The organism is Streptosporangium sp. NPDC004379 (genome assembly GCF_042873875.1).
Classification (GTDB): Bacteria; Actinomycetota; Actinomycetes; order Streptosporangiales; family Streptosporangiaceae; genus Streptosporangium.
The window spans coordinates 82,297-101,311 of sequence record NZ_JBIAMC010000002.1; the positions used below are offsets into that span (position 1 = coordinate 82,297).

At 74.0% G+C, this 19,015-nt stretch carries 20 protein-coding genes; 10 read left to right on the top strand and 10 right to left on the bottom strand.

Annotated elements, in window-relative coordinates:
• Positions 1-29: 29 nt before the first annotated feature.
• Both ACFYSC_RS04440 and ACFYSC_RS04445 read right to left on the bottom strand, forming a co-directional pair.
• Positions 30-1,514: a leucyl aminopeptidase family protein gene (locus ACFYSC_RS04440; RefSeq protein ID WP_389956530.1), complete on the bottom strand. Its 1,485-nt coding sequence runs from the start codon at positions 1,512-1,514 to the stop codon at positions 30-32.
• Between the two features lie 187 nt (positions 1,515-1,701).
• Positions 1,702-1,869 (bottom strand): DUF3117 domain-containing protein, encoded by a 168-nt coding sequence (locus ACFYSC_RS04445; RefSeq protein ID WP_362939188.1) that lies wholly within the window; start codon positions 1,867-1,869, stop codon positions 1,702-1,704.
• 191 nt (positions 1,870-2,060) lie between these two features.
• Between ACFYSC_RS04445 and ACFYSC_RS04450 the strand changes: the two genes are divergently transcribed.
• The 4 genes from ACFYSC_RS04450 to ACFYSC_RS04465 all read left to right on the top strand — a co-directional run bounded on the left by ACFYSC_RS04450 (position 2,061) and on the right by ACFYSC_RS04465 (position 5,786).
• Positions 2,061-2,915, top strand: a complete 855-nt coding sequence (locus tag ACFYSC_RS04450) for a PaaX family transcriptional regulator C-terminal domain-containing protein (protein ID WP_389956533.1) — start codon at positions 2,061-2,063, stop codon at positions 2,913-2,915.
• Entirely contained in the window at positions 2,912-3,703 is a 792-nt protein-coding gene (locus tag ACFYSC_RS04455; RefSeq protein ID WP_389956535.1) for an enoyl-CoA hydratase-related protein, read from the top strand. Before ACFYSC_RS04450 ends, ACFYSC_RS04455 begins: the two co-directional genes overlap by 4 nt.
• A gap of 89 nt (positions 3,704-3,792) precedes the next feature.
• Positions 3,793-5,241: an MFS transporter gene (locus ACFYSC_RS04460; RefSeq protein WP_389956538.1), complete on the top strand. Its 1,449-nt coding sequence runs from the start codon at positions 3,793-3,795 to the stop codon at positions 5,239-5,241.
• Positions 5,242-5,300: 59 nt separating this feature from the next.
• The gene (locus ACFYSC_RS04465) at positions 5,301-5,786 is read left to right on the top strand and encodes a PPOX class F420-dependent oxidoreductase (RefSeq protein WP_389956541.1); all 486 of its coding nucleotides are present in this window, start codon (positions 5,301-5,303) and stop codon (positions 5,784-5,786) included.
• A gap of 71 nt (positions 5,787-5,857) precedes the next feature.
• On the opposite strand, the gene ACFYSC_RS04470 is transcribed toward ACFYSC_RS04465, so the two are convergent.
• Both ACFYSC_RS04470 and ACFYSC_RS04475 read right to left on the bottom strand, forming a co-directional pair.
• On the bottom strand, positions 5,858-6,406 hold the full coding sequence (locus ACFYSC_RS04470; RefSeq protein WP_389956543.1) for a DNA-3-methyladenine glycosylase I: 549 nt from the start codon (positions 6,404-6,406) through the stop codon (positions 5,858-5,860).
• Positions 6,403-7,173, bottom strand: a complete 771-nt coding sequence (locus tag ACFYSC_RS04475; protein ID WP_389956546.1) for a hypothetical protein — start codon at positions 7,171-7,173, stop codon at positions 6,403-6,405. The genes ACFYSC_RS04470 and ACFYSC_RS04475 overlap by 4 nt, the downstream gene beginning before the upstream one ends.
• A 42-nt stretch (positions 7,174-7,215) precedes the next feature.
• Here ACFYSC_RS04475 and ACFYSC_RS04480 point away from each other — a divergent pair, with 42 nt between their 5' ends.
• On the top strand, positions 7,216-7,629 hold the full coding sequence (locus ACFYSC_RS04480; RefSeq protein WP_389956548.1) for a hypothetical protein: 414 nt from the start codon (positions 7,216-7,218) through the stop codon (positions 7,627-7,629).
• 112 nt (positions 7,630-7,741) lie between these two features.
• On the opposite strand, the gene ACFYSC_RS04485 is transcribed toward ACFYSC_RS04480, so the two are convergent.
• The 3 genes from ACFYSC_RS04485 to dapE form a co-directional block, all read right to left on the bottom strand.
• Entirely contained in the window at positions 7,742-8,326 is a 585-nt protein-coding gene (locus ACFYSC_RS04485; RefSeq protein WP_389956550.1) for a TIGR00730 family Rossman fold protein, read from the bottom strand.
• Between the two features lie 164 nt (positions 8,327-8,490).
• Positions 8,491-9,285 carry a TIGR00730 family Rossman fold protein gene (locus tag ACFYSC_RS04490; protein ID WP_389956552.1) on the bottom strand — a complete coding sequence of 265 codons (795 nt, stop codon included), beginning with the start codon at positions 9,283-9,285 and terminating at the stop codon, positions 8,491-8,493.
• Between the two features lie 237 nt (positions 9,286-9,522).
• A complete protein-coding gene (gene dapE / locus ACFYSC_RS04495) occupies positions 9,523-10,584 on the bottom strand; it encodes a succinyl-diaminopimelate desuccinylase (protein ID WP_389956555.1) in 1,062 nt (353 codons plus the stop codon).
• A gap of 287 nt (positions 10,585-10,871) precedes the next feature.
• Between dapE and ACFYSC_RS04500 the strand changes: the two genes are divergently transcribed.
• Positions 10,872-11,735: a hypothetical protein gene (locus ACFYSC_RS04500; protein WP_389956558.1), complete on the top strand. Its 864-nt coding sequence runs from the start codon at positions 10,872-10,874 to the stop codon at positions 11,733-11,735.
• A gap of 13 nt (positions 11,736-11,748) precedes the next feature.
• Here ACFYSC_RS04500 and ACFYSC_RS04505 read toward each other — a convergent pair whose 3' ends face one another.
• The 3 genes from ACFYSC_RS04505 to fdxA form a co-directional block, all read right to left on the bottom strand.
• A complete protein-coding gene (locus ACFYSC_RS04505) occupies positions 11,749-12,474 on the bottom strand; it encodes a DUF4178 domain-containing protein (RefSeq protein ID WP_389956561.1) in 726 nt (241 codons plus the stop codon).
• Positions 12,475-12,485: 11 nt separating this feature from the next.
• Positions 12,486-13,565, bottom strand: a complete 1,080-nt coding sequence (gene dapC, locus ACFYSC_RS04510) for a succinyldiaminopimelate transaminase (RefSeq protein ID WP_389956564.1) — start codon at positions 13,563-13,565, stop codon at positions 12,486-12,488.
• A gap of 152 nt (positions 13,566-13,717) precedes the next feature.
• Positions 13,718-14,044 (bottom strand): ferredoxin, encoded by a 327-nt coding sequence (gene fdxA, locus ACFYSC_RS04515; RefSeq protein WP_389956567.1) that lies wholly within the window; start codon positions 14,042-14,044, stop codon positions 13,718-13,720.
• 161 nt (positions 14,045-14,205) lie between these two features.
• Here fdxA and ACFYSC_RS04520 point away from each other — a divergent pair, with 161 nt between their 5' ends.
• The 4 genes from ACFYSC_RS04520 to ACFYSC_RS04535 all read left to right on the top strand — a co-directional run bounded on the left by ACFYSC_RS04520 (position 14,206) and on the right by ACFYSC_RS04535 (position 19,014).
• Entirely contained in the window at positions 14,206-14,382 is a 177-nt protein-coding gene (locus ACFYSC_RS04520) for a hypothetical protein (RefSeq protein ID WP_362946561.1), read from the top strand.
• 136 nt (positions 14,383-14,518) lie between these two features.
• Positions 14,519-15,595, top strand: coding sequence for an ABC transporter substrate-binding protein (locus tag ACFYSC_RS04525; RefSeq protein WP_389956572.1), 1,077 nt, complete (start codon positions 14,519-14,521; stop codon positions 15,593-15,595).
• 237 nt (positions 15,596-15,832) lie between these two features.
• On the top strand, positions 15,833-16,582 hold the full coding sequence (locus tag ACFYSC_RS04530; protein WP_389956574.1) for a class I SAM-dependent methyltransferase: 750 nt from the start codon (positions 15,833-15,835) through the stop codon (positions 16,580-16,582).
• A gap of 110 nt (positions 16,583-16,692) precedes the next feature.
• Positions 16,693-19,014 carry a hypothetical protein gene (locus ACFYSC_RS04535; RefSeq protein WP_389956577.1) on the top strand — a complete coding sequence of 774 codons (2,322 nt, stop codon included), beginning with the start codon at positions 16,693-16,695 and terminating at the stop codon, positions 19,012-19,014.
• Position 19,015: the final 1 nt, after the last annotated feature.

The window sequence follows — 19,015 nt, forward strand, 5'->3', positions numbered from 1 at the left end:
GGGGGGGCCCCCGGCACGGGGGGCCCGGCTCACCGGCCGGTGAGCCACTCCAGGAGCAGGCGCACGCCGTACCCGGTGGCGCCCTTGGCGAAGAGGCCCTCGTCGGCGGTGCTGCGCCCGACGCCGGCGATGTCCAGGTGCGCCCAGGGGCGCTTGCCGGTGAACTCGCGCAGGAACAGCGCCGCGGTGATGGAGCCCGCGCCGTAGGTGGATCCGGCCTCGACGTTGGTCAGGTCGGCCACGGACGACTCCAGGGCCGGCGCGTAGTCGTCGATCAGCGGCATCCGCCACAGCCGCTCGCCGGAGGTCTCGCCCGCCGCGGTCAGGCCGGCGGCCAGGGCGTCGTCGGAGGCGAAGACGGCCCCCAGCCCCTTGCCGAGGGCGATGCCGATGGCCCCGGTCAGCGTGGCGATGTCCACCATGACGTCGGGGTCGAGCTCGGCGTCGGCGTAGGCCAGCGCGTCGGCCATCACCAGGCGCCCCTCGGCGTCGGTGTTGAGCACCTCGACGGTCCGCCCGCCGTACTGGGTGATCACGTCGGAGGGGCGCTGGGCCGAGCCGGAGAAGGAGTTCTCGGCCGCGGCGATCAGCCCGGTGACGCGGACCCGCGCGCCGAGGGCGGCCAGCGCGCCCAGCACCGCGATGACGACGGCGCCGCCCGCCATGTCGGTCTTCATGAACTTCATGCCCTCGGTGGGCTTGAGCGACAGGCCGCCGCTGTCGTAGGTGATGCCCTTGCCGACCAGCACCACGTGCTCGGTGGCGCCCTCCGGCTCGTACGACAGCTGAATGAGGCGCGGCGGGTTGGGCGAGCCCTGGCCGACCGCGAGGATGCCGCCGAAGCCCTCGGCGCGCAACGCCTCGGCGTCCCACACCTTCGCGGTGACCCCCTGCTCCAGGGCGCGCTCGGCGAGCCAGGCGGGGGACTTCACCGACGACGGGGTGTTGGCGAGGTCCCTGGCGAGCGCGACCGCACGGGCGACCGTCTCGCCCCGTTCCACGGCGGCCTCGGCCCCCTCGCCGACGAACTCGATCCGCCCCACCGGGCCGGGCTTCTGCGGCTCGCCCATGCGGAAGGTGTAGGTCGCCAGCAGCGCGCCCTCCACGAACGCCGCGACCGGCCCCTCGGGCAGTACGGCCCGCAGCCCGTCGCGTCCCCTGCCGCGCCGGGCCACGGCGGCGCCCGCCTTGCGCAGCGCGTCGGCCGAGCCGTCGCCGACGCCGTACAGCAGCACCCGGCCGACGGAGTCGCCGTCGGCGACGGGCACCTCGACGATCTCCCCGGCGTCGCCCTTGGCCCGGTGGTGGGCCAGCAGCGCGGCCACGGGCACCGGCAGCGCGACCCCGGCGGCGGCTTCCTGGAGGGCGAGGTCCGGGCCGAACGGCACGGCCAGCAGCCCGGCGTCCCCTGCGGCCCGCTCACCCCCGTCGGCGGGCGCGCCGGCCGGTCCGGCGGCGGGCAGGCCGAGGCCCTCCGCGGGCCGGGAGACGAGTGAGCACGGGGAGATGGGCATGAGAACACTCCAGTCGGATCAGCCGGGACAACACCGCGGCCCCGGCGCGAGCCGCCTCTTCGGGCGGCCCGGCGGCCAGGGCCGTGGTCATGTATTCATCGGTCGCGGTCGCGCGGGTCGTGGCGGGTGTCATGCTCCGCGGGGAGCGTTCAGGAAGACCCGGCGGCACCGCCGTATCGGATCGGGATCAGCCGACGATCTTCTTCAGTTCCTCGCCGAGGGAGACAGCCTCGTCCGCCGAGAGCTCGACGACGAGCCGGCCGCCGCCTTCGAGGGGAACACGCATGACGATCCCCCTGCCTTCCTTGACGACCTCCAGCGGACCATCGCCGGTCCTCGGCTTCATAGCCGCCATGCGTGTATCCCTTCCTGCTTCGGGCTCCGGATCTTCCGTCAGACCCGAGGGTGGCCGACGCATTCACGTCTTCTGTGATGTCCTATTATCCCGCCTCCGCGCTCGGAATGGTAACGATCAGCCTCCGCTTCGGCTCATCCGGCAATGGGCACCGTTGTCCGTGACCCCGTCCGGCGACCAGACTTGTCCCCGTGAACGCCCGCGCCGCACTGTTCGATCTGTACGGGGACCACCTGCGGCCCCGGGGCGGCCGCGCGTCCGTGGCGGCCCTCGTCCGGCTGCTCGCACCCTTGGACATCGCCGGTCCCGCCGTCCGCACGGCCGTCTCCCGGATGGTCCGGCAGGGCTGGCTCGCCCCGGCCAGACTGCCCCAGGGACCCGGCTACGAGGCCACCGGCAAGTGCGTGCGCCGCCTCGACGAGACGGCCGCGAGAATTTACCGAGTTGAGACGATCACCTGGAACGGCCGGTGGCACATCCTCGTGGTGGAACCGGTGCGCGAGCGGCCCCGGCGGGAGCGGCTCCGGGCCGACCTCTCCTTCATCGGGTACGCCCCCCTGACGGAGAGCACCTGGATCGGGCCCCGCCCCTCCCCCGAACTGGACGGGGTCCTCGCCGCCGAGGGCGCGCGGGCCGACCGGTTCGAGGCCGTGCTGGACGGCGACCCCGCGGCGCTGGCCGCCCGCGCCTGGGACCTGGACGGCGTCGGGGCGGCCTACGAGGAGTGGCTGTCCCGGGCGGTCGACCTCGTCGGCGGGCTGCCCGCGGACGCCTCCGACGACCGGGTGTTCGCCACCCGCAGCAGGCTCGTGCACGGCTGGCGCAACTTCCTGTTCCGCGATCCCGGGCTGCCCGCCGGTCTGCTGCCGTCCGGCTGGCCCGGGGAGAAGGCGCGGGCCTACTTCGAGCGGGAGGCCGCCCGGCTCCTGCCCGCCGCCGCCGCGTTCGTCGACCGCCACCTCACCCTCGCCGAGCAACCGCAGGCCGCCGGTCGTCCTCCGGCCGAACCTCAGGAAGCCAAGGAAGCCAAGGAGCCAGCTTCATGAACGACGTGAACGACGTCCTCTACTCCGTCGGCGACGGCGTCGCCGCCATCACCCTCAACCGGCCGGAGGCGATGAACTCGCTGACCCTGCGGGCCAAGGCCGCCCTGCTGGACGCGCTGACCCGGGCCGCGGAGGACCCCGTCGTGCGGGCGGTGCTGCTGACGGGCGCGGGCCGGGCGTTCTGCGCGGGCCAGGACCTCGCCGAGCACGCCGCCTCCCTGGACGCGGGGCAGGGGCTGAACGACACCGTGCGCTCCCACTACAACCCGATCGTCCGGACGATCACCGAGATGAACAAGCCGGTCGTCGCCGCGGTGAACGGCGTCGCCGCCGGGGCGGGCGCCTCCCTGGCCTTCGCCTGCGACCTGCGGATCGCCTCCGAGAAGGCGAAGTTCGCCATGGCCTTCACCGGCATCGGCCTGGCCCCCGACTCCGGGGCCTCGTGGACCCTGCAACGCCTGGTCGGCCCGGCCCGCGCGGCCGAGCTCCTGCTGCTCGGCGAGCCGCTCGACGCGGCCCGCGCGCTGGAGCTGGGGGTCGTCTCCAGGGTCGTCCCGGCTGACGGGCTGGGCGCCGCCGCCCGGGAGCTGGCCGTACGGCTGGCACAGGGCCCGACGAGCGCGTACGGGGCCACGAAGCGGGCCCTGGTGTTCGCCGCGGGCGCCTCCCTGCCGGACGCCCTGGACCAGGAGGCCCTCCTCCAGGACGAGTGCGCGAGGACCGACGACCACGTCAACGCCACCCGCGCCTTCCTCAGGAAGGAGCGGCCCGTCTTCGAGGGTCACTAGTCGAGGACAAAACCAATCCAATAAGGATGGTCCACAACAAAACTATCTGTTAGCGTCTCTCCTGTTGCCCCACGGAACAGGAGACGACCGTGTCGTTCGCATCCCCTCCCAGATCCCTGGCCCTCGGCGTGCTGTCCGCCGCGGGACTGATGACGATCCTGGACGGCAGCATCGTCACCGTGGCGATGCCGGCCATCCAGAAGGACCTGGACTTCTCGCCCGCCGGCCTCAGCTGGATCGTCAACGCCTACCTCGTCGCGTTCGGCGGGCTGCTCCTGCTGGCCGGGCGGCTGGGCGACCTGATCGGCCGCAGGACGATGTTCCTGGCCGGGAACGCGGTGTTCACCGCGGCCTCCGTGCTGGCGGGGACCGCGGACGGCCAGGGCATGCTGATCGCGGCGCGGTTCGGCCAGGGCGTCGGCAGCGCGATGGCCTCGTCCGTCGTGCTCGGCATCCTGGTGACGCTGTTCACCGGGGAACGGGAGCGCGGGAGGGCGATCGCGGTCTTCGCCTTCACCGGGGCGGCGGGCGCCTCGCTCGGGCAGGTGCTGGGCGGGGTGCTCACCGACCTGCTCGACTGGCACTGGATCTTCCTGATCAACCTGCCGATCGGGCTGCTCACCATCGCGCTGGCGATCCCGGCGCTGCCGCGCGACCGCGGGCTCGGGCTCGCCGCCGGGGCGGACGTCGCGGGCGCCGTGCTGGTCACCTCCGGCCTGATGCTCGGGATCTACACGGTGGTCGGGATCGAGGAGCACGGCTGGCTCTCGGCCCGCACGCTCGGCCTCGGCGCCGTCTCGCTCGCCCTGCTCGCCGGGTTCGTCATCCGCCAGGCCACCGCGCGGACCCCGCTCATGCCGCTGCGCGTCCTGCGCTCGCGCAACGTCGCGGGAGGCAACCTCGTCCAGATGCTCACGCTGTCGGCGATGTTCGCCTTCCAGATCATCGTCGCCCTCTACATGCAGAAGGTCCTCGGGTACGGCGCCCTCGAAACCGGCCTGGCGATGCTCCCGGCCGCGGTGTCCATCGGCGCCGTCTCGCTCTTCGTCTCCGCGCGGCTCAGCGCCCGGTTCGGCGCGCGCTCCGTCCTGCTGGGCGGCCTGCTCCTGCTGCTGGCCGCCATGCTGTGGCTGACCCGCGTCCCGGTGGACGCGCGCTACACGATCGACCTGCTGCCGGTGATGGTGCTGATCGCGGGCGGCGGCCTGGTCCTCCCGGCGCTGACCACGCTCGGCATGTCCGGCGCGAGCGAGGACGACGCGGGCCTGGCCTCCGGCCTCTTCAACACCACCCAGCAGATCGGCATGGCCCTCGGCGTCGCGGTCCTGTCCACGCTGGCCGCGTCCCGCACCGAGGAACTGCTCGGGAACGGCGAGAGCCGGGCCGCCGCGCTCACCGGCGGTTACCACCTGGCCTTCGCCACCTCCGCCGGCCTGCTCGTGGCGGCCGTCCTGGTGGCGCTGACCGTGCTGCACCGGCCCGGGGGCACGCGGGCCGAGGCGACCGGGCACGACGGCGGGGTCCCCCTCACCGTCTGACCGCCGCGCCCGGCGGACCGGCTCCTGGAACCACCCGATCACGGAAAGAACGGATCCCGATGAGCGAGAACGAGTACGGCCCCGGCCAGGGCCCCGGCGCCCGCCCCCTCACCGAGGAGGAGGTGACCCGGATCCTCGGCGGACAGCGGTTCGGCGTGCTGGCGACCGTCAAACGCGACGGCCGCCCGCACCTGGCATCGATGGTCTTCGGCTGGGACGCCGAGGAGCGGGTCATCCGCTTCTCCTCGGCCGAGGGACGCATCAAGGTGACGCACCTGCGACGTGATCCGCGCGCGACCCTGCACGCCCAGGGTGAGAACGTCTTGTCCTACGCCGTCGCGGAGGGCGAGGCGGAGGTGTCGGAGGCGAGCACGGAGCCCGGTGACGCGATCGGGCGGGAACTGCTGGCGATGGCCGGCGGCTTCGGCGATCCGGCGGACGAGACCGCGTTCCTCGAACAGATGGTGAAGGACCGGCGCGTGGTGATCAGGCTCAGGGTGTCCCGCCTGTACGGAACGGCCCTGGACGCGCCCGCGCGGAACTGATCCCCGCGGGATCCGGTCCGGGAAGGCTCACCGGGGCGGCGCCCGGCGGCGTGACCGGGCGGGACCGGAGGTCAGCGGCAGGCGTCGCGGACCCAGCAGTCGGCCAGGTGGTCGTTGACCAGGCCGATGGCCTGCATGAGGGCGTAAGCGGTGGTGGGGCCGACGAAGCGGAACCCGCGCGCCCGGAGCTCCTTGGCGAGCGCCTTGGAACCGGGCGTCTGGGCGGGCACGTCGGCCAGGGTCTTCGGGACCGGGGAGCCGGGGTCGGCGTACCGCCAGACCAGCTCGGACAGGCCCACGTCGAGCGCGACCCGCGCGTTGGCGACCGCGGCCTCGATCTTGGCCCGGTTGCGGACGATGCCCGCGTCGCCCATCAGGCGCTCCACGTCGGCCGGGCCGAACCCCGCCACGGCGGGGATGGAGAACCCGGCGAAGGCGGCCCGGAAGTTCTCCCGCTTGCGCAGGATCGTGATCCACGACAGCCCGGACTGGAACGCCTCCAGGGTCAGCCGCTCGAACACCCGGTCGTCGCCCTCGACCCTGCGGCCCCACTCGTCGTCGTGGTAGGCGATGTACTCGGGGGCCGAACCGGCCCAGCCGCAGCGCACCGGCTCGGTCATCGTGCCTCTCGCATCTTCCGGTCGCCCGTCTCCCGGTCGCCCGCTTCTCTGCCGTCCGTCTCCCTGCCGCCGCGTGCGGGGCCGTCGCCGGGCTCCGGGGCCGCGCCGCCGTCGTCGCCGTCCTCACCGCCGTCGCCGTCGTCGCCCCCGCCGTCCTCTCCGGCCGCGGCGGCCTCCTCCGGGCCACCCCGAGCCGGAAGGCCGGGCTCATCCCGGTCCGGGAAGGCGGACCCGTCCTGGGGCGGGAGATCGGACTCGTCCTGATCCGAGAGGACGGGCCCGGCGCCGCTCGCGGCAATCCGGTCGCCGTACGGCACGGCGGAGGCGTCCGGGGAGCCGTTGGAGGCCGCGAGCGTCTCCGGACCGGCCTCCAGCAGCTCCGTGGCGCCCCACGGCGCCTCGGGCTCGTGCTCGGTGCGCGGGCCGCCCAGCGGCCTGGCGTAGGCCTCCTGGCGGGCCTTGAGCCGACCGGCCAGCAGCTCCGACACCCGCTGCTCCAGCACCGCGATCCGGGTGTCGCGCTCGCTCAGCGCGGCGGCGACCCGGTTCAGCGTCTCGTCCACACTCTCGGTGTGGTAGCCGACGAGGCTCACCGGCAGGTGCAGCGCCATGAGATCCACCGCACCGAGCTGCCCGGCTTCGGGCAGGCCGAGCGGCGGGATGTCCGGGATGAATTCCCCCAGCTCATCACCCCGTCCCGTGGCGATCGCCCAGACACCGGCGAGTATGGCGATGGCGGCGAGCGCGAGCGCGAGTACGACCAGCACATACGAATCGTGCCACAACTCCCCTGATCTAAGGTTGGGGTCATGGCAGCTCTTGTTGTGATCGGTCCCGGAGACCCGGGCGATCCCGGCTGGGTCGAGGCCCGCTCCGTCGCCGAGATCGCCGAGCTGACCCGTGCCGGGCACACCGTGTCCGTGACCCCCGCGGCCCTGGCCGGGACCACCGGAGCGACCGGGATGGCCGGGACCGGACAGGCCGCCGGGGCCGAGGAGGTCACCGCCGGGACGTCCGGGAGTGGAGACGCCGGGGAGCCCGGGGCCGGGGACGCCGGGAGCGCCGGGGAGGCCGCGGAGCTGGCCGTGACCGCGGTCTGCGTCTGGGCCGGGGCGCGGGTCCTGCGCACGACCCGCCCGGGCCCGGTACGGCAGGCCGCCGAGATGGCCGACGCCCTCGCCGGACGGCGCCCGCCCGCGCTGACCCGCCGCGGCCTGGCCTGAGACCCGCCACGACCCGCAACGGCCCGTCCTCCGGGCCCGGCCGCCCTGCCGCCGCGCCGTACGGCGGGGTGCCCGCCTCGCCGGCGGCGAAGGGTCCCCGACCGCGGGGCGGCTACGGCGTGGACTCGCCGATCTCCTCGGGGCTCGGCACCAGGTGCCGCGTCCGCCTCTCCAGGTGCTGGAACGCCTCCTCGACCGTGGTGGTCCAGGAGATCGCGTCGAAGACGTTCGGCCGGGTGAAGCCCGCCTCGTGCAGGTCGTCCACGAGCTGCCGCAGCGGCGCGTAGAGCCCCCAGGGGTCGAGGATCACGAGCGGCTTGTCGTGCAGGCCCAGTGTGCGGGCCGTCCAGATCTCGAACAGCTCCTCCAGCGTCCCGATGCCGCCGGGCAGCACCAGGAACGCGTCGGACCGGGCGTCCATGACGCCCTTGCGCTCCCGCATGTCGGTGGTGACGATCATCTCGTCGGAGTCCTCGTCGGCGACCTCGATGTCGACCAGGGCCTGGGGGATGATCCCGACGGTGCGGCCGCCGCCCGCGCGGGTGGCGCGGGCCACCGCGCCCATGCAGGAGACCCGGGCGCCGCCGCTGACGAGCGTGTGCCCCCGCCGGGCGATCTCGGCCCCCACCTCCTCCGCCAGCGTCAGGTACTTAGGGTCGATCTTCTGGCTCGACGCCAGGAACACGCATACGAACACGATGAGACCCTACGGCGCGCCTTCCACCGGCTTCCACCGGATTCCGGGCTCCGCCCGACGACGGCCTCCACCGGATTCCGGCTCCGCCGCGCGACGGCCCCCACCGTGCGAGGCCCCCACCGTGCGAGGCCCCCACCGCGCGGGGGCTCCTCCGGGCGACGGCTTCACTGCGCGTCGCCGACCATCTCCGCGGCCGCCCGCTCCTCCTCCTGAAGCCGCCGCGACCGGTTCCGGTCGGCGTCGGTGATGATCCGTACGGCCTCGTCCACGTCGTCGGTGACGTGGATCAGGTCGACGTCGGCCGGGGAGATCTTGCCGGAGCCCACCAGGGTGGTCCTCATCCAGTCGAGCAGGCCGCCCCAGTACTCGGTGCCCAGGAGCACCACGGGGAAGGAGGTCACCTTGCGGGTCTGCACCAGGGTCAGCGCCTCGAACAGCTCGTCCAGCGTGCCGAAGCCGCCGGGGAGCGTCACGAACCCGCACGCGTACTTCACGAACATGGTCTTGCGGACGAAGAAGTAGCGGAACTCGATGCCGAGGTCGACGTACTCGTTCATCTGCTGTTCGAAGGGGAGCTCGATGCCCAGGCCCACGGAGACGCCGCCCGCCTCCCTGGCGCCCCGGTTGGCCGCCTCCATGCAGCCGGGCCCGCCCCCGGTGATCACGGCGTAGCCGGCCTCGGAGAGCTTGCGGCCGAGCTCGATGCCCATCTCGTACTCGGGCGTGCCCTCCTTGGTCCGCGCGGACCCGAAGACGGTGACCGCCTGGGGCAGCTCGGCGAGCTGGCCGAAGCCCTCCACGAACTCCGCCTGGATGCGCATCACCCGCCAGGGGTCCATGTGCAGCCAGTCCGCCGGCCCCCTGCGGTCGAGGAGCCTCTGGTCATGGGTGGAGTCGGAAACGAGGGCGCCGCGCATCAGGGAGGGACCCTGCCGGCGTTCCGGGCGTGTCTTCTTCATGCCGAACACGCTAGCCCGTTCAACAAAAATCTTGAAAAATCTCCCGGCGAACACGGAACCGGATTTCGCCGAACGCGCGTCTAACCGCCGAGGGTGCTGCTCGGGACTGAAAGTGGCTTTCCCCGTCAAATGGCCGACGAGGAAAGCCACTTTCATTTGGGCCCCGGCCCGTCCGGCTCGCCGGGCGGGCCGTCGGCCCGGACGACCGGGCACGCGGACCGCCGGGCGTGCCGGCCGTCAGCCCAGCCAGTCGAGCATTCTGCGCTCGCACTCGACGATCTTCTCCAGCGTGACGTACTCCCCCCGCTGGTGCGCGAGATCGGGATCTCCGGGCCCGTAGTTCACCGCCGGGACACCGAGACCGGAGAAGAGCGAGACGTCGGTCCAGCCGAGTTTGGCCCGCGGCTCACCGCCGACGGCCGACAGGAAGGCCGCGGCCACCGGATGGGACAGGCCGGGCCGCGCGCCGGGTGCCCCGTCGGTGAAACGGACCTCGAACCCGTCGAACACCTCGAGCACGTGGTCCCGGGCCGCCTCCAGCGACAGGTCCGGGGCGAAGCGGTAGTTGACGGTCACCACGCACTCGTCGGGGATCACGTTGCCGGCGACGCCGCCGTTGATCGCGACCGCGTTCAGGCCCTCGTGGTACTCCAGCCCGTCCACGACGGGCCGCCTGGCGCGGTAGCCGTCGAGGATCGCCAGGACCGGCCCGGCCGCGTGGACGGCGTTGACCCCGAACCAGGACCGGGCGCTGTGCGCGCGCTTGCCGCGGGTGACGACCTGCGCCCGCAGCGTGCCCTGGCAGCCGCCCTCGACCACGCCGTCGGTGGGCTCCATGAGCACCGCGAAGTCCCCGGCGAGCCAGTCGGGACACCGGCGGCTGAGCCGGAGCAGGCCGTTGCGCTCGGCCTCGATCTCCTCGCAGTCGTAGAAGACGTACGTGACGTCCCGGCCCGGCTCCGGCAGCGCGGCGGCCAGCCGCAGCGCGACCGCCACGCCGGACTTCATGTCGGAGGTGCCGCAGCCGTACAGCAGGCCGTCCTCGACCCGGCTCGGCAGGTTGCCGGCGACCGGCACGGTGTCGATGTGCCCGGCGATCACCACCCGCTCGCCGCGGCCCAGTCCGGTGCGGGCGACGACCGCGTCGCCGTCGCGGTGCACCGTCAGGTGCGGCAGCGCCCGCAGCGCCTCCTCGACCGCGTCGGCCAGCGCCTTCTCGTGGCCGCTGACCGACTCGACGTCCACGATCCGCGCGGTGAGCGCGCCGACGTCCTGTGTGAGATCCAGACGCGTACTCATGCCCGCGACCCTACCGGCCCGGCCACGGCCCTCCCGAGGGCACGTGACCGTACGGCGGGCCGCCACGGCCGGTTCCGCGGGGAGGGCTCCGTACGACGGACCCCGTACCACGGACCCCGTACCACGGACCCCGTACCACGGACCCCGGCACGGCGGGCTCCGGCACGGCGGGCTCCGGCACGGCGGGCTCCGCGTGGGCGCCCGGCCGGTCGGCGGGCCCGCCACGACCGGGTGGACCGGCCCGGGAACGGATCTCCGCACCTCGCCGGACCGGTAGGTTCTTCAGGGTGCGACGGCGCTTCTCCAAAGGGGTCATCGCGATCATCGTGATCGTGGTCGTGCTCGCGGTGGCCATCACCGTGGGCGTCTTCAAGCTGCTCCACCGGGTCCCCACCCTCGCCGGGCCCGGCGAGGGCTGCCGGGTCAAGACCCCGCAGGGCACCCGCGACCTGGACATCGAGCAGGCCCAGGTCGCCGCGGTCATCGCGGCGGTGGCGGCCCGCAGGAAGCTGCCCGAGCGGGCCGTGGTCATCGCCTACGCCACCGGCATCCAGGAGTCCAAGCTCTACAACCTCACCTACGGCGACCGCGACTCGGTGGGGGTGTTCCAGCAGCGGCCCTCCCAGGGCTGGGGCAGGCCCGAGCAGCTCGTGGACCCCGTCTACGCCACGGGGAAGTTCTTCTCGGCGCTGGTGAAGGTCAAGAACTACCGCAGGCTGCCGCTCCACGAGGCGGCCCAGCGGGTGCAGCGTTCGGCCGACGGGTCGGCCTACGCCCAGCACGAGGACGACGGGAAGATCCTGGCCGCGGCGTTCACCGGACGGGTGCCGGGGGCCGTGCACTGCTGGTTCCCCCCGAAGCCGAGCAAGAGCCCCACGGCCGCCCGCGCCACGGCGGCGGCGAGCGCGACACCGCTGCCCGCGGACGAGCGGGCCAGGCGGCGGCTGGCCCGCGCCCTGGGGCCGGGCGCCACGCTCGACACCGACTCGCGCAGGCGTGGCTGGCTGGTGGCCTCCTGGTCGGTGGCGCACGCCCAGGAGTTCGGGCTGCGCCGGATCCGCTACGACGGCCGGGCCTGGACGTCGGCGAAGGGCGAGGACGGCTGGCGTCCGGACGCCGCGGCGTCGGCGGGGCGGGTCGAGATCTCCTGACGGGCCGGGCCCGTCAGGTGAGGTCGGCGCGCCGGTGGAAGGTGATCGACCCGGGCGGCAGCGGCTGGGCGTGGAAGGACCTCCAGCGGTGACCCTGGAGCCGTTCGAAGCTGAGCAGGCGGCCGTCGGCGGCGCGGTATTCGGCGAAGTCGAGCAGTCCCCGCTCGGGCATGCTGACGCCCTCCCCGCGGAAGGCCGCCGTGCCGCGCTCCACCGGGAAGAACTCGACCCCCTCGACGGTCAGCGTGGTCTTCGCGGGGATCATGCCCTGGGTGGGCACCCGCGTCCACAGCAGAACCTCTAGGTGGAGCGCGCCGTCGGAGCCGGGACGCGTCTCGATCGACAGCCACCGGTCGCGGCGGGAGCCGTCGTCGAGGAGGTACTCGACCCACTGGTCGCCCTGCCACGACAGGTACAGGGCGCCCATGACGCGGCTCCGCGCGCCCTGGCACTCGATGGTGTCGCCCACCTTGATGGCGCGGGGGTCCGGGTAGTCGACGCCGGCGTGGCCCGCCTCCGGCCCGGACGGCGACGGCGTGAACGGTAGCGCGGCCCCGGGGGACGGCGGCGCGGCCCCGGTCCCGGTCTCGGCCCCGGGGGGCACGGCTCGCGCGGGGGGTCCGGGGGAACGGCGCGCGGAGCGCCGCCCGCCCCGCCGGGCGGCCACCAGGAGCACACCGGCCAGCAGGACGAGGGCGACCACGCCCAGTCCGACTGCCACGGCGGCCCCAGAGGTCATGCCGCCGGATCCTACTGGAGGCGTCGCACCGCCGCACTTATCCGCTCATCCGTCGCAGTCACCGCGATCCGGACATGCGACGCGCCGGCCGGGCCGTAGAAGTCGCCGGGGGCCACCAGGACGCCCTTCTCCGCCAGCTCCCGGACCTGCGCCCAGCAGTCGGCGCCGTTGGACGCCCAGAGGTACAGCCCGGCGGCGGAGTGGTCGATCTTCCAGCCGGCCGCCTCCAGGGCGGGACGCAGCACCGCGCGCCGGGCGGCGTAGCGGGCACGCTGCTCCTCGGCGTGCCCGTCGTCGTCCAGGGCGGCGGCGGCCGCCGCCTGCACCGGCCCCGGCACGATCATGCCGGCGTGCTTGCGGACCTCCAGCAGCCGCCGGACCAGCGCGGGGTCGCCCGTGACGAACCCGGCGCGGTATCCCGCCAGGTTGGAACGCTTGGACAGCGAGTGCACCGCGAGCAGGCCCTCGTGCGAGCCGCCGCACACGTCCGGGTGCAGGATCGAGATCGGCTGTTCCTCCCAGCCCAGCTCGATGTAGCACTCGTCGGAGGCGATGACGGCCCCGCGCTCGCGCGCCCAGGCGACGACCTTCCGCAGGTGCTCGGCCGGCAGGACCCTGCCGGTCGGGTTGGACGGGGAGTTGACCCAGACCAGCGGCACCCGCTCCGGGCCGAGCGAGAGCAGCCCGTCGGTGGCGTACGGCTCGGCGCCCGCGAGGCGGGCCCCGACGTCGTAGGTCGGGTAGGCCAGCTCGGGGAGGACGACCCGCTGCCCGGGTCCGACGCCGAGCAGCGTGGGCAGCCAGGCCACCAGCTCCTTGGAGCCGATCAGCGGAAGCACGTCCGCCTGGTCGACGGTCACCCCGTGCCTGCGCCGCAGCCAGCCGGCCGCGGCGGCGCGGAGCCGCTCGGTGCCGTGGGTGAGCGGGTAGCCGGGGCTGTCGGAGGCGTCCGACAGGGCCTGCCGTACCAGGGCGGGGACCGGATCGACGGGGGTGCCCACCGACAGGTCGACGATCCCCTCGGGATGCGACCCCGCGAGCTTCTTCAGCGGCGTGAGCCGGTCCCATGGGAAGTCAGGCAGATCGATCACGGCTCTCCCCCGCTGGAGGTCTCCCCCGCCGGCGCGGGAGACGGCTTGTCATCGGTGCGGCCCCGCACGGCGGGGCCGGGCGGCCCCGCCGTGGAGGGCGGAACCTCGCCGGGCGGGGCGGCCAGGGGCCGCCGCCGCCCGCCGGCGTTCGCTCAGTGGTCCTCGGCCTGCGGGGGCAGGACCGAGACGACCGGGTGGTCCTTTTCGATCTTGCCGACCTTGGAGGCGCCGCCGGGCGACCCGAGCTCCTCGAAGAACTCCACGTTGGCCTTGTAGAAGTCCTTCCACTGCTCGGGAAGGTCGTCCTCGTAGAAGATGGCCTCGACGGGGCAGACGGGTTCGCACGCACCGCAGTCCACGCACTCGTCGGGGTGGATGTAGAGCATGCGCTCACCCTCGTAGATGCAATCGACGGGGCACTCCTCGATGCACGCCTTGTCAAGGACGTCCACGCAAGGCTGCGCGATGACGTAGGTCACCTGGGGCTCCTTCTTCCTTTACGCACCTGGGCGCGACTTCGACCGCGGGGTTGCTACGCCCTAGTATTGCCGTGCCCGTCACATGTCCGAAACGGGAGGGGGCAAAAACAGTGGCCCCAGGCCTCGGCGCTCGCCTCGTCATCACCATAACCCCATCCGACGTGGGAAAAAGGGTAACCACGCGACGACGGGTCCCCGAAGGCTTCCGGGACGCGGTGGGCGTGCTGGAGTTCTGGCACGGCGGCACGCTGGGCGTGCGCAGGCGCGACGGCTCCCTGGTGGAGATCGCCGAGGACACGCTCGCGGCGGCCAGGGTGGTGCCGGAACGCCGGGGTTAGGCCCGCTCCCCGGGGCCCGCGTCCGCGCACCGGCGGCACGTCCGCGGGACACCGGGACCCTTTCCGGCGTAACCCCTTTCCCAAGAACGGTCGCGCCTCCTCGACCGCCCCGCGCGTCGCGGCGAGTATCCGGTGGGTGACCGTACGCATCAGCGCCGCCGCCGTGGCCCTCGTCGCCACGATCGCCGGGTGTGGCGCCCCGGCTACCGAGACCAGGCCGCTTCCACCGGTCAAGGTGGACGCCGCCTCCATGCGGGAGGGGTTCTCGACCATGGACCGCCTGGTCGAGGCGGCCCGCAAGGAGGGCACGCTCACCGTGATCGGGCTGCCGCGTGACTGGATCAACTACGGCGAGATCATCGACACCTTCTCCCGGGAGTACGGGATCAAGGTCGAGCAGCTCGAACCCGGCGCGAGCAGCCAGCGGGAGATCCAGGCCGCGGGCCGGCTCAAGCCCGACGTGTTCGACCTGAGCCTGGAGGTCGCCGCCGCCCACGCGGGCTCCTTCGCCCCCTATCGGGTGCAGGGCTGGCTGGACGTCCCCGACCGCGTCAAGGATCCCGCGGGGCGCTGGTACGCCGCGTACGGCGGCTACATGTCCATCGCCTACGACTCCTCGAAGGTCGCGGCCCCGTCGTCCTACGCCGACCTGCTGCGGCCCGGCTACCGCGTCGCGCTGCCCGGCGACCCCCGGCAGTCCGCGGCGGCCTTCGGCGGGGTGATGGCGGTCTCCCTCGGCGACGGCGGCGCCGAGGTGGAGCGGGGCGTGGAGTTCTTCGACCGCCTGCGCAAGGCGGGCAACCTCGCGCCCGGGGAGCGGACGGCCAACGCCGTCATCGACTGGGACTACCAGAACGCCACGCGGGCCGCCGCGGCGGCCGGGGCGGGCCGGCCCGGCTGGAAGGTCGTCGTCCCGGGCGGCACCGCGCTCGCGGGCTACTACGTGCAGGCGATCAGCAGGAACGCGCCGCACCCGGCCGCCGCGCGGCTGTGGGAGGAGTTCCTGTTCTCCGACCGGGGCCAGAACCTCATGATGAAGGGCTACGCCCGCCCGGCGCGGATGGAGGCCCTGCGGATGCGCGACGCCCTGGACGGAGCGCTGGCGGCGAAGCTGCCCGCGACCAGGGCCGAGCCCGTCTACCTCACCGTGTCGGAGATCGACGCGGCCAAGGGCTATCTCCGGCACCGCTGGGACGGCAGGAAGACCGGCTGACCCGCGGTTCCGTCGTGCGGAACCTTTCGCCCGCCGCGGTCGTGCAGGCGGCCCCTCACCACGGCGAAGATCCGCGGAGTGGAACCCTGGGGACTCGCGGGACGTCCGCCGGCCGGAGGGGCTCACGGGACTGACATGTCGGGGCATCTCCGAGGCTCTAAAGTGTCCGGAGAGCACCGGCAAGAGGCCCGTGGTGTTCGGAAGAGAGCTGACGTCTTGCTACACGACACCCCCGGCATGACGAGGTGGAGCGCCCACGACACCGGCTTCGGATACGTCTCCGCGTACGGCGCGCCCCTGGTCGACCTGCTGGACCCGCGGCCGGGCGAGCGGGTCGTCGACCTCGGCTGCGGCATCGGGGTGCTGAGCGCCGAGATCGCCGCCCGGGGCGCCCGCGTCCTGGGGATCGACGGTTCGACGGCGATGATCGAGAAGGCCCTGGCGCGGTATCCCGGGATCGACTTCATCGTCGGCGACGGCGGCGACTTCACGGTCGCCCAGCCGTACGACGCGGTCTTCTCCAACGCCGCGCTGCACTGGATGGGCCGCGATCCGGACGCGGTGATCGCCAGTGTGCGGGAGGCGCTGACCCCGGGCGGGCGGTTCGTCGCCGAGATGGGCGGCGCGGGCAACTGCGCCGCGCTGACGGCGGCGATGTCCACCGCCTGGCGGGAGCACGGGCTGCCCGAGCCCGACCTGCCGTGGTACTTCCCGACCCCGGCCGAGTACGCCGCGCGGCTGGAGCGGGGCGGGTTCGTCGTCCGGCTGCTGGAGTACTTCGACCGGCCGACCCCCATGGACGAGTGCCCCGACGGGGCGGCCGGCTGGGTGCGGATGTTCGCCGGGTCACTGCTCCGCACGCTCCCCGCCGGGATGGTCGATTCGCTGCTGCGCCGGGTCAACGAGCTGGCCGCTCCCGCGCTGCGCCGGGAGACCGGTTGGATGGCGGATTACGTGCGGCTCAGATTCGCGGCCGTACGCCGCTGAACCGGCCCGATGCGCCGGGGTGATTTGCCAGACTATGGTCTGTTCCATAAGTCTCGTTCCCCGGCGACGTGAAGCGGATCGGGCGGCTGGAGGGGCTGGAAGGGGAGCGGATGAACTTCTGTCTGAGTGACCTCGTGCCGCCGCTGCGCTGGAGCGACGCGGGCACGATCCCGGAGCTGGCCGACCAGCCCGATCTGCCGGACGCCTGGTGGCGCAGCCTGCCGCTGCACCGGGTGCTGGCCGTGCTGGGCCCGGACCGGCTCGCGGAGCTGCTGGCCCGGATCGCCCTGGACCACTGGCCGGCCGCCGCCGTGGGCGACGTGCTGCCCGCGCTGTACGTCCTGGACCCCGACGAGGCGGACGAGCCGTGCACCGCCATCGCCCTCGACCGCACCGGCTCCTGGGCGGGCCTGCTCGCCCTCACCGGCCGCGAGCTGCGCGACCAGCCCTTCATTCAGGCGTTCCCCGTGGTGCACGTGCTGTTCGGCGCGGTGCTCGACCGCTTCGCCCATCCCGGGCGGACCGGAGCCGAGGCCGGAGCCGGACCGGTCTCCGGCGCCGGGCCCGAGCCGCTTCCGGGATCCGTCCCGGAACCGCTTCCGGAATCCGTCCCGCAACCCGCCCGCGCGGCCGGACCCGAGCCGGCCGCCGCCCCGGTGTCCGGCCCCGAACGTGAACCGGCCGCCGAACCCGAGCCCGCGCCGGCATCCGAGGCCGTTCCCGACGCCGGACCGGCCGTCAGACCGGCCGCCGCACCCGAGCCCGGCGCCGAACCCGGACCCGCCGCCGGTCCCGCCGCCGAGTCCGAACCGGACCCCGTGGCCGAGCCGGCTTCCGAACCCGAGCCGATTTCCGGACCCGAGCCGACCGCCGAATCCGAGCCGGCCTCCGTGGCCGGGGCCGAGCCGGACCCCGCGGTGCCACCGGCCGTGGCGTCGCCGGCCGCCGCGCCGCCGGTCACCGCGTCACCGGTCGCCGCGGACGCCGGAGCCCCGGCCGGGGACGCCGCGGACCAGGCCGGGGACGCCGCGGACCAGGCCGGGCCCGCCGGAGAGCCCGCGTCCCCCGACCTCCCCGCCCTGCTGGACGCGGCCTTCGCCGACCTGGACGACCGGAGCTGGGCCGTCGCGCAGAACAGGGTGTTCAGCGACGACCCCGCGGCGGTGGAGGCGCTGGCCAAGCTCTTCGCGGTGCCGCCCGCCGCCATCGCAGAGGCGGAGGCGGACCTGCGGCGGCGGCTCGCCGAGTGGCTCGCCTCGCCGGAGGCGGCGCCGTACCGGGAGCATCTGGCGGAGGTCAGGCGGACCCTCGGCAAGGCGGCTCCGAAGTCGCGCCTGGTCTCGGCCGCCGGCTGGCACCGGCGGGAGCTGCCCTCCCTCGACGTGCCGGCCTGGCAGTTCGTGCTGGCCACCCTGGACGGCTACCACCTGGTCGACGAGTGGCTGGTGGAGGGCGACATCGTGGAGCTGCGCCACCACACCCGCGACGTGATCAGCCAGGCGAAGCCGCCGCTGACCATGACCAAGGCGCTGTCACTGGTCGCCTCGCTGGGCATCCACCCCGACGTGTCCAAGGAGTGGCTGGAGAACGTCCCCCAGCTCCGCATCCTCAGCGCCGGGCAGAAGACCCCCCAGCGTCAGGGCGGCGGATCCCAGACCGGGCGCTCCAAGGAGGCCAGGGGGCCGAAGGACTCCAGGGGCCCCAAGGAACCGAAGGGGGCCGGGGACAAAAGCGGGGACAAAAGCGGGGACAAAGCCAACGCGAAGGCCGGGGACAGAGCCGGAGCCCCCGTGCCGCGGGCCTCGGCGGAGAACGCGGGCCGGGAGCCGGACACCCCCTCCGGGGAGGCGGACCGGCCGCCCGGCGGGACCGGAGGACGGCCCGGCGCGGCGGGGCAGGCGGGCCGGTCGCCGTTCCGCCCGCTGAAGGACGTCGCGGTGACCCGGCGCTGCTTCCGGCAGCCGGACGGCCGCTGGTGGCTGCGGGTCGACATCGCCGCCGAGCACCTGCGGGGCGACGACTGCCCGCTGCCCAGCGGTTTCGCCGCCTACCTGGGCATGTCGCCCGGCGCGGCCCGTACGGTCGACAGCGCGGTGGGCGAGGTCACGCTGAGCTGGCGCGAGGGGCCCGTCCTCTCGTCGCTGGGGCCGCTCCTCGCCGACGTGGGCGCCAAGGAGGGGAGCCACCTGTTCCTGACGCTGTCGGACGAGGGGGTGCTGCGCGCCAGGCACCTGCCCGCGGCGGACCCGGGTGACGAGCCGCTCTCCCGGGCGCTCCGGCTGGTCGGCTACACCGCCCTGGGCGGCACCCCCGAGCAGGCCGTACGGGTCATCGCCACCCGGGTCGGCATGACGGGACCGATCAGCTCGCCCGACCTGCTCAGCCGGCTGCGAGAGCGCGGGGACCGCGACCTGCTGTCCCTGATGGCGTAGC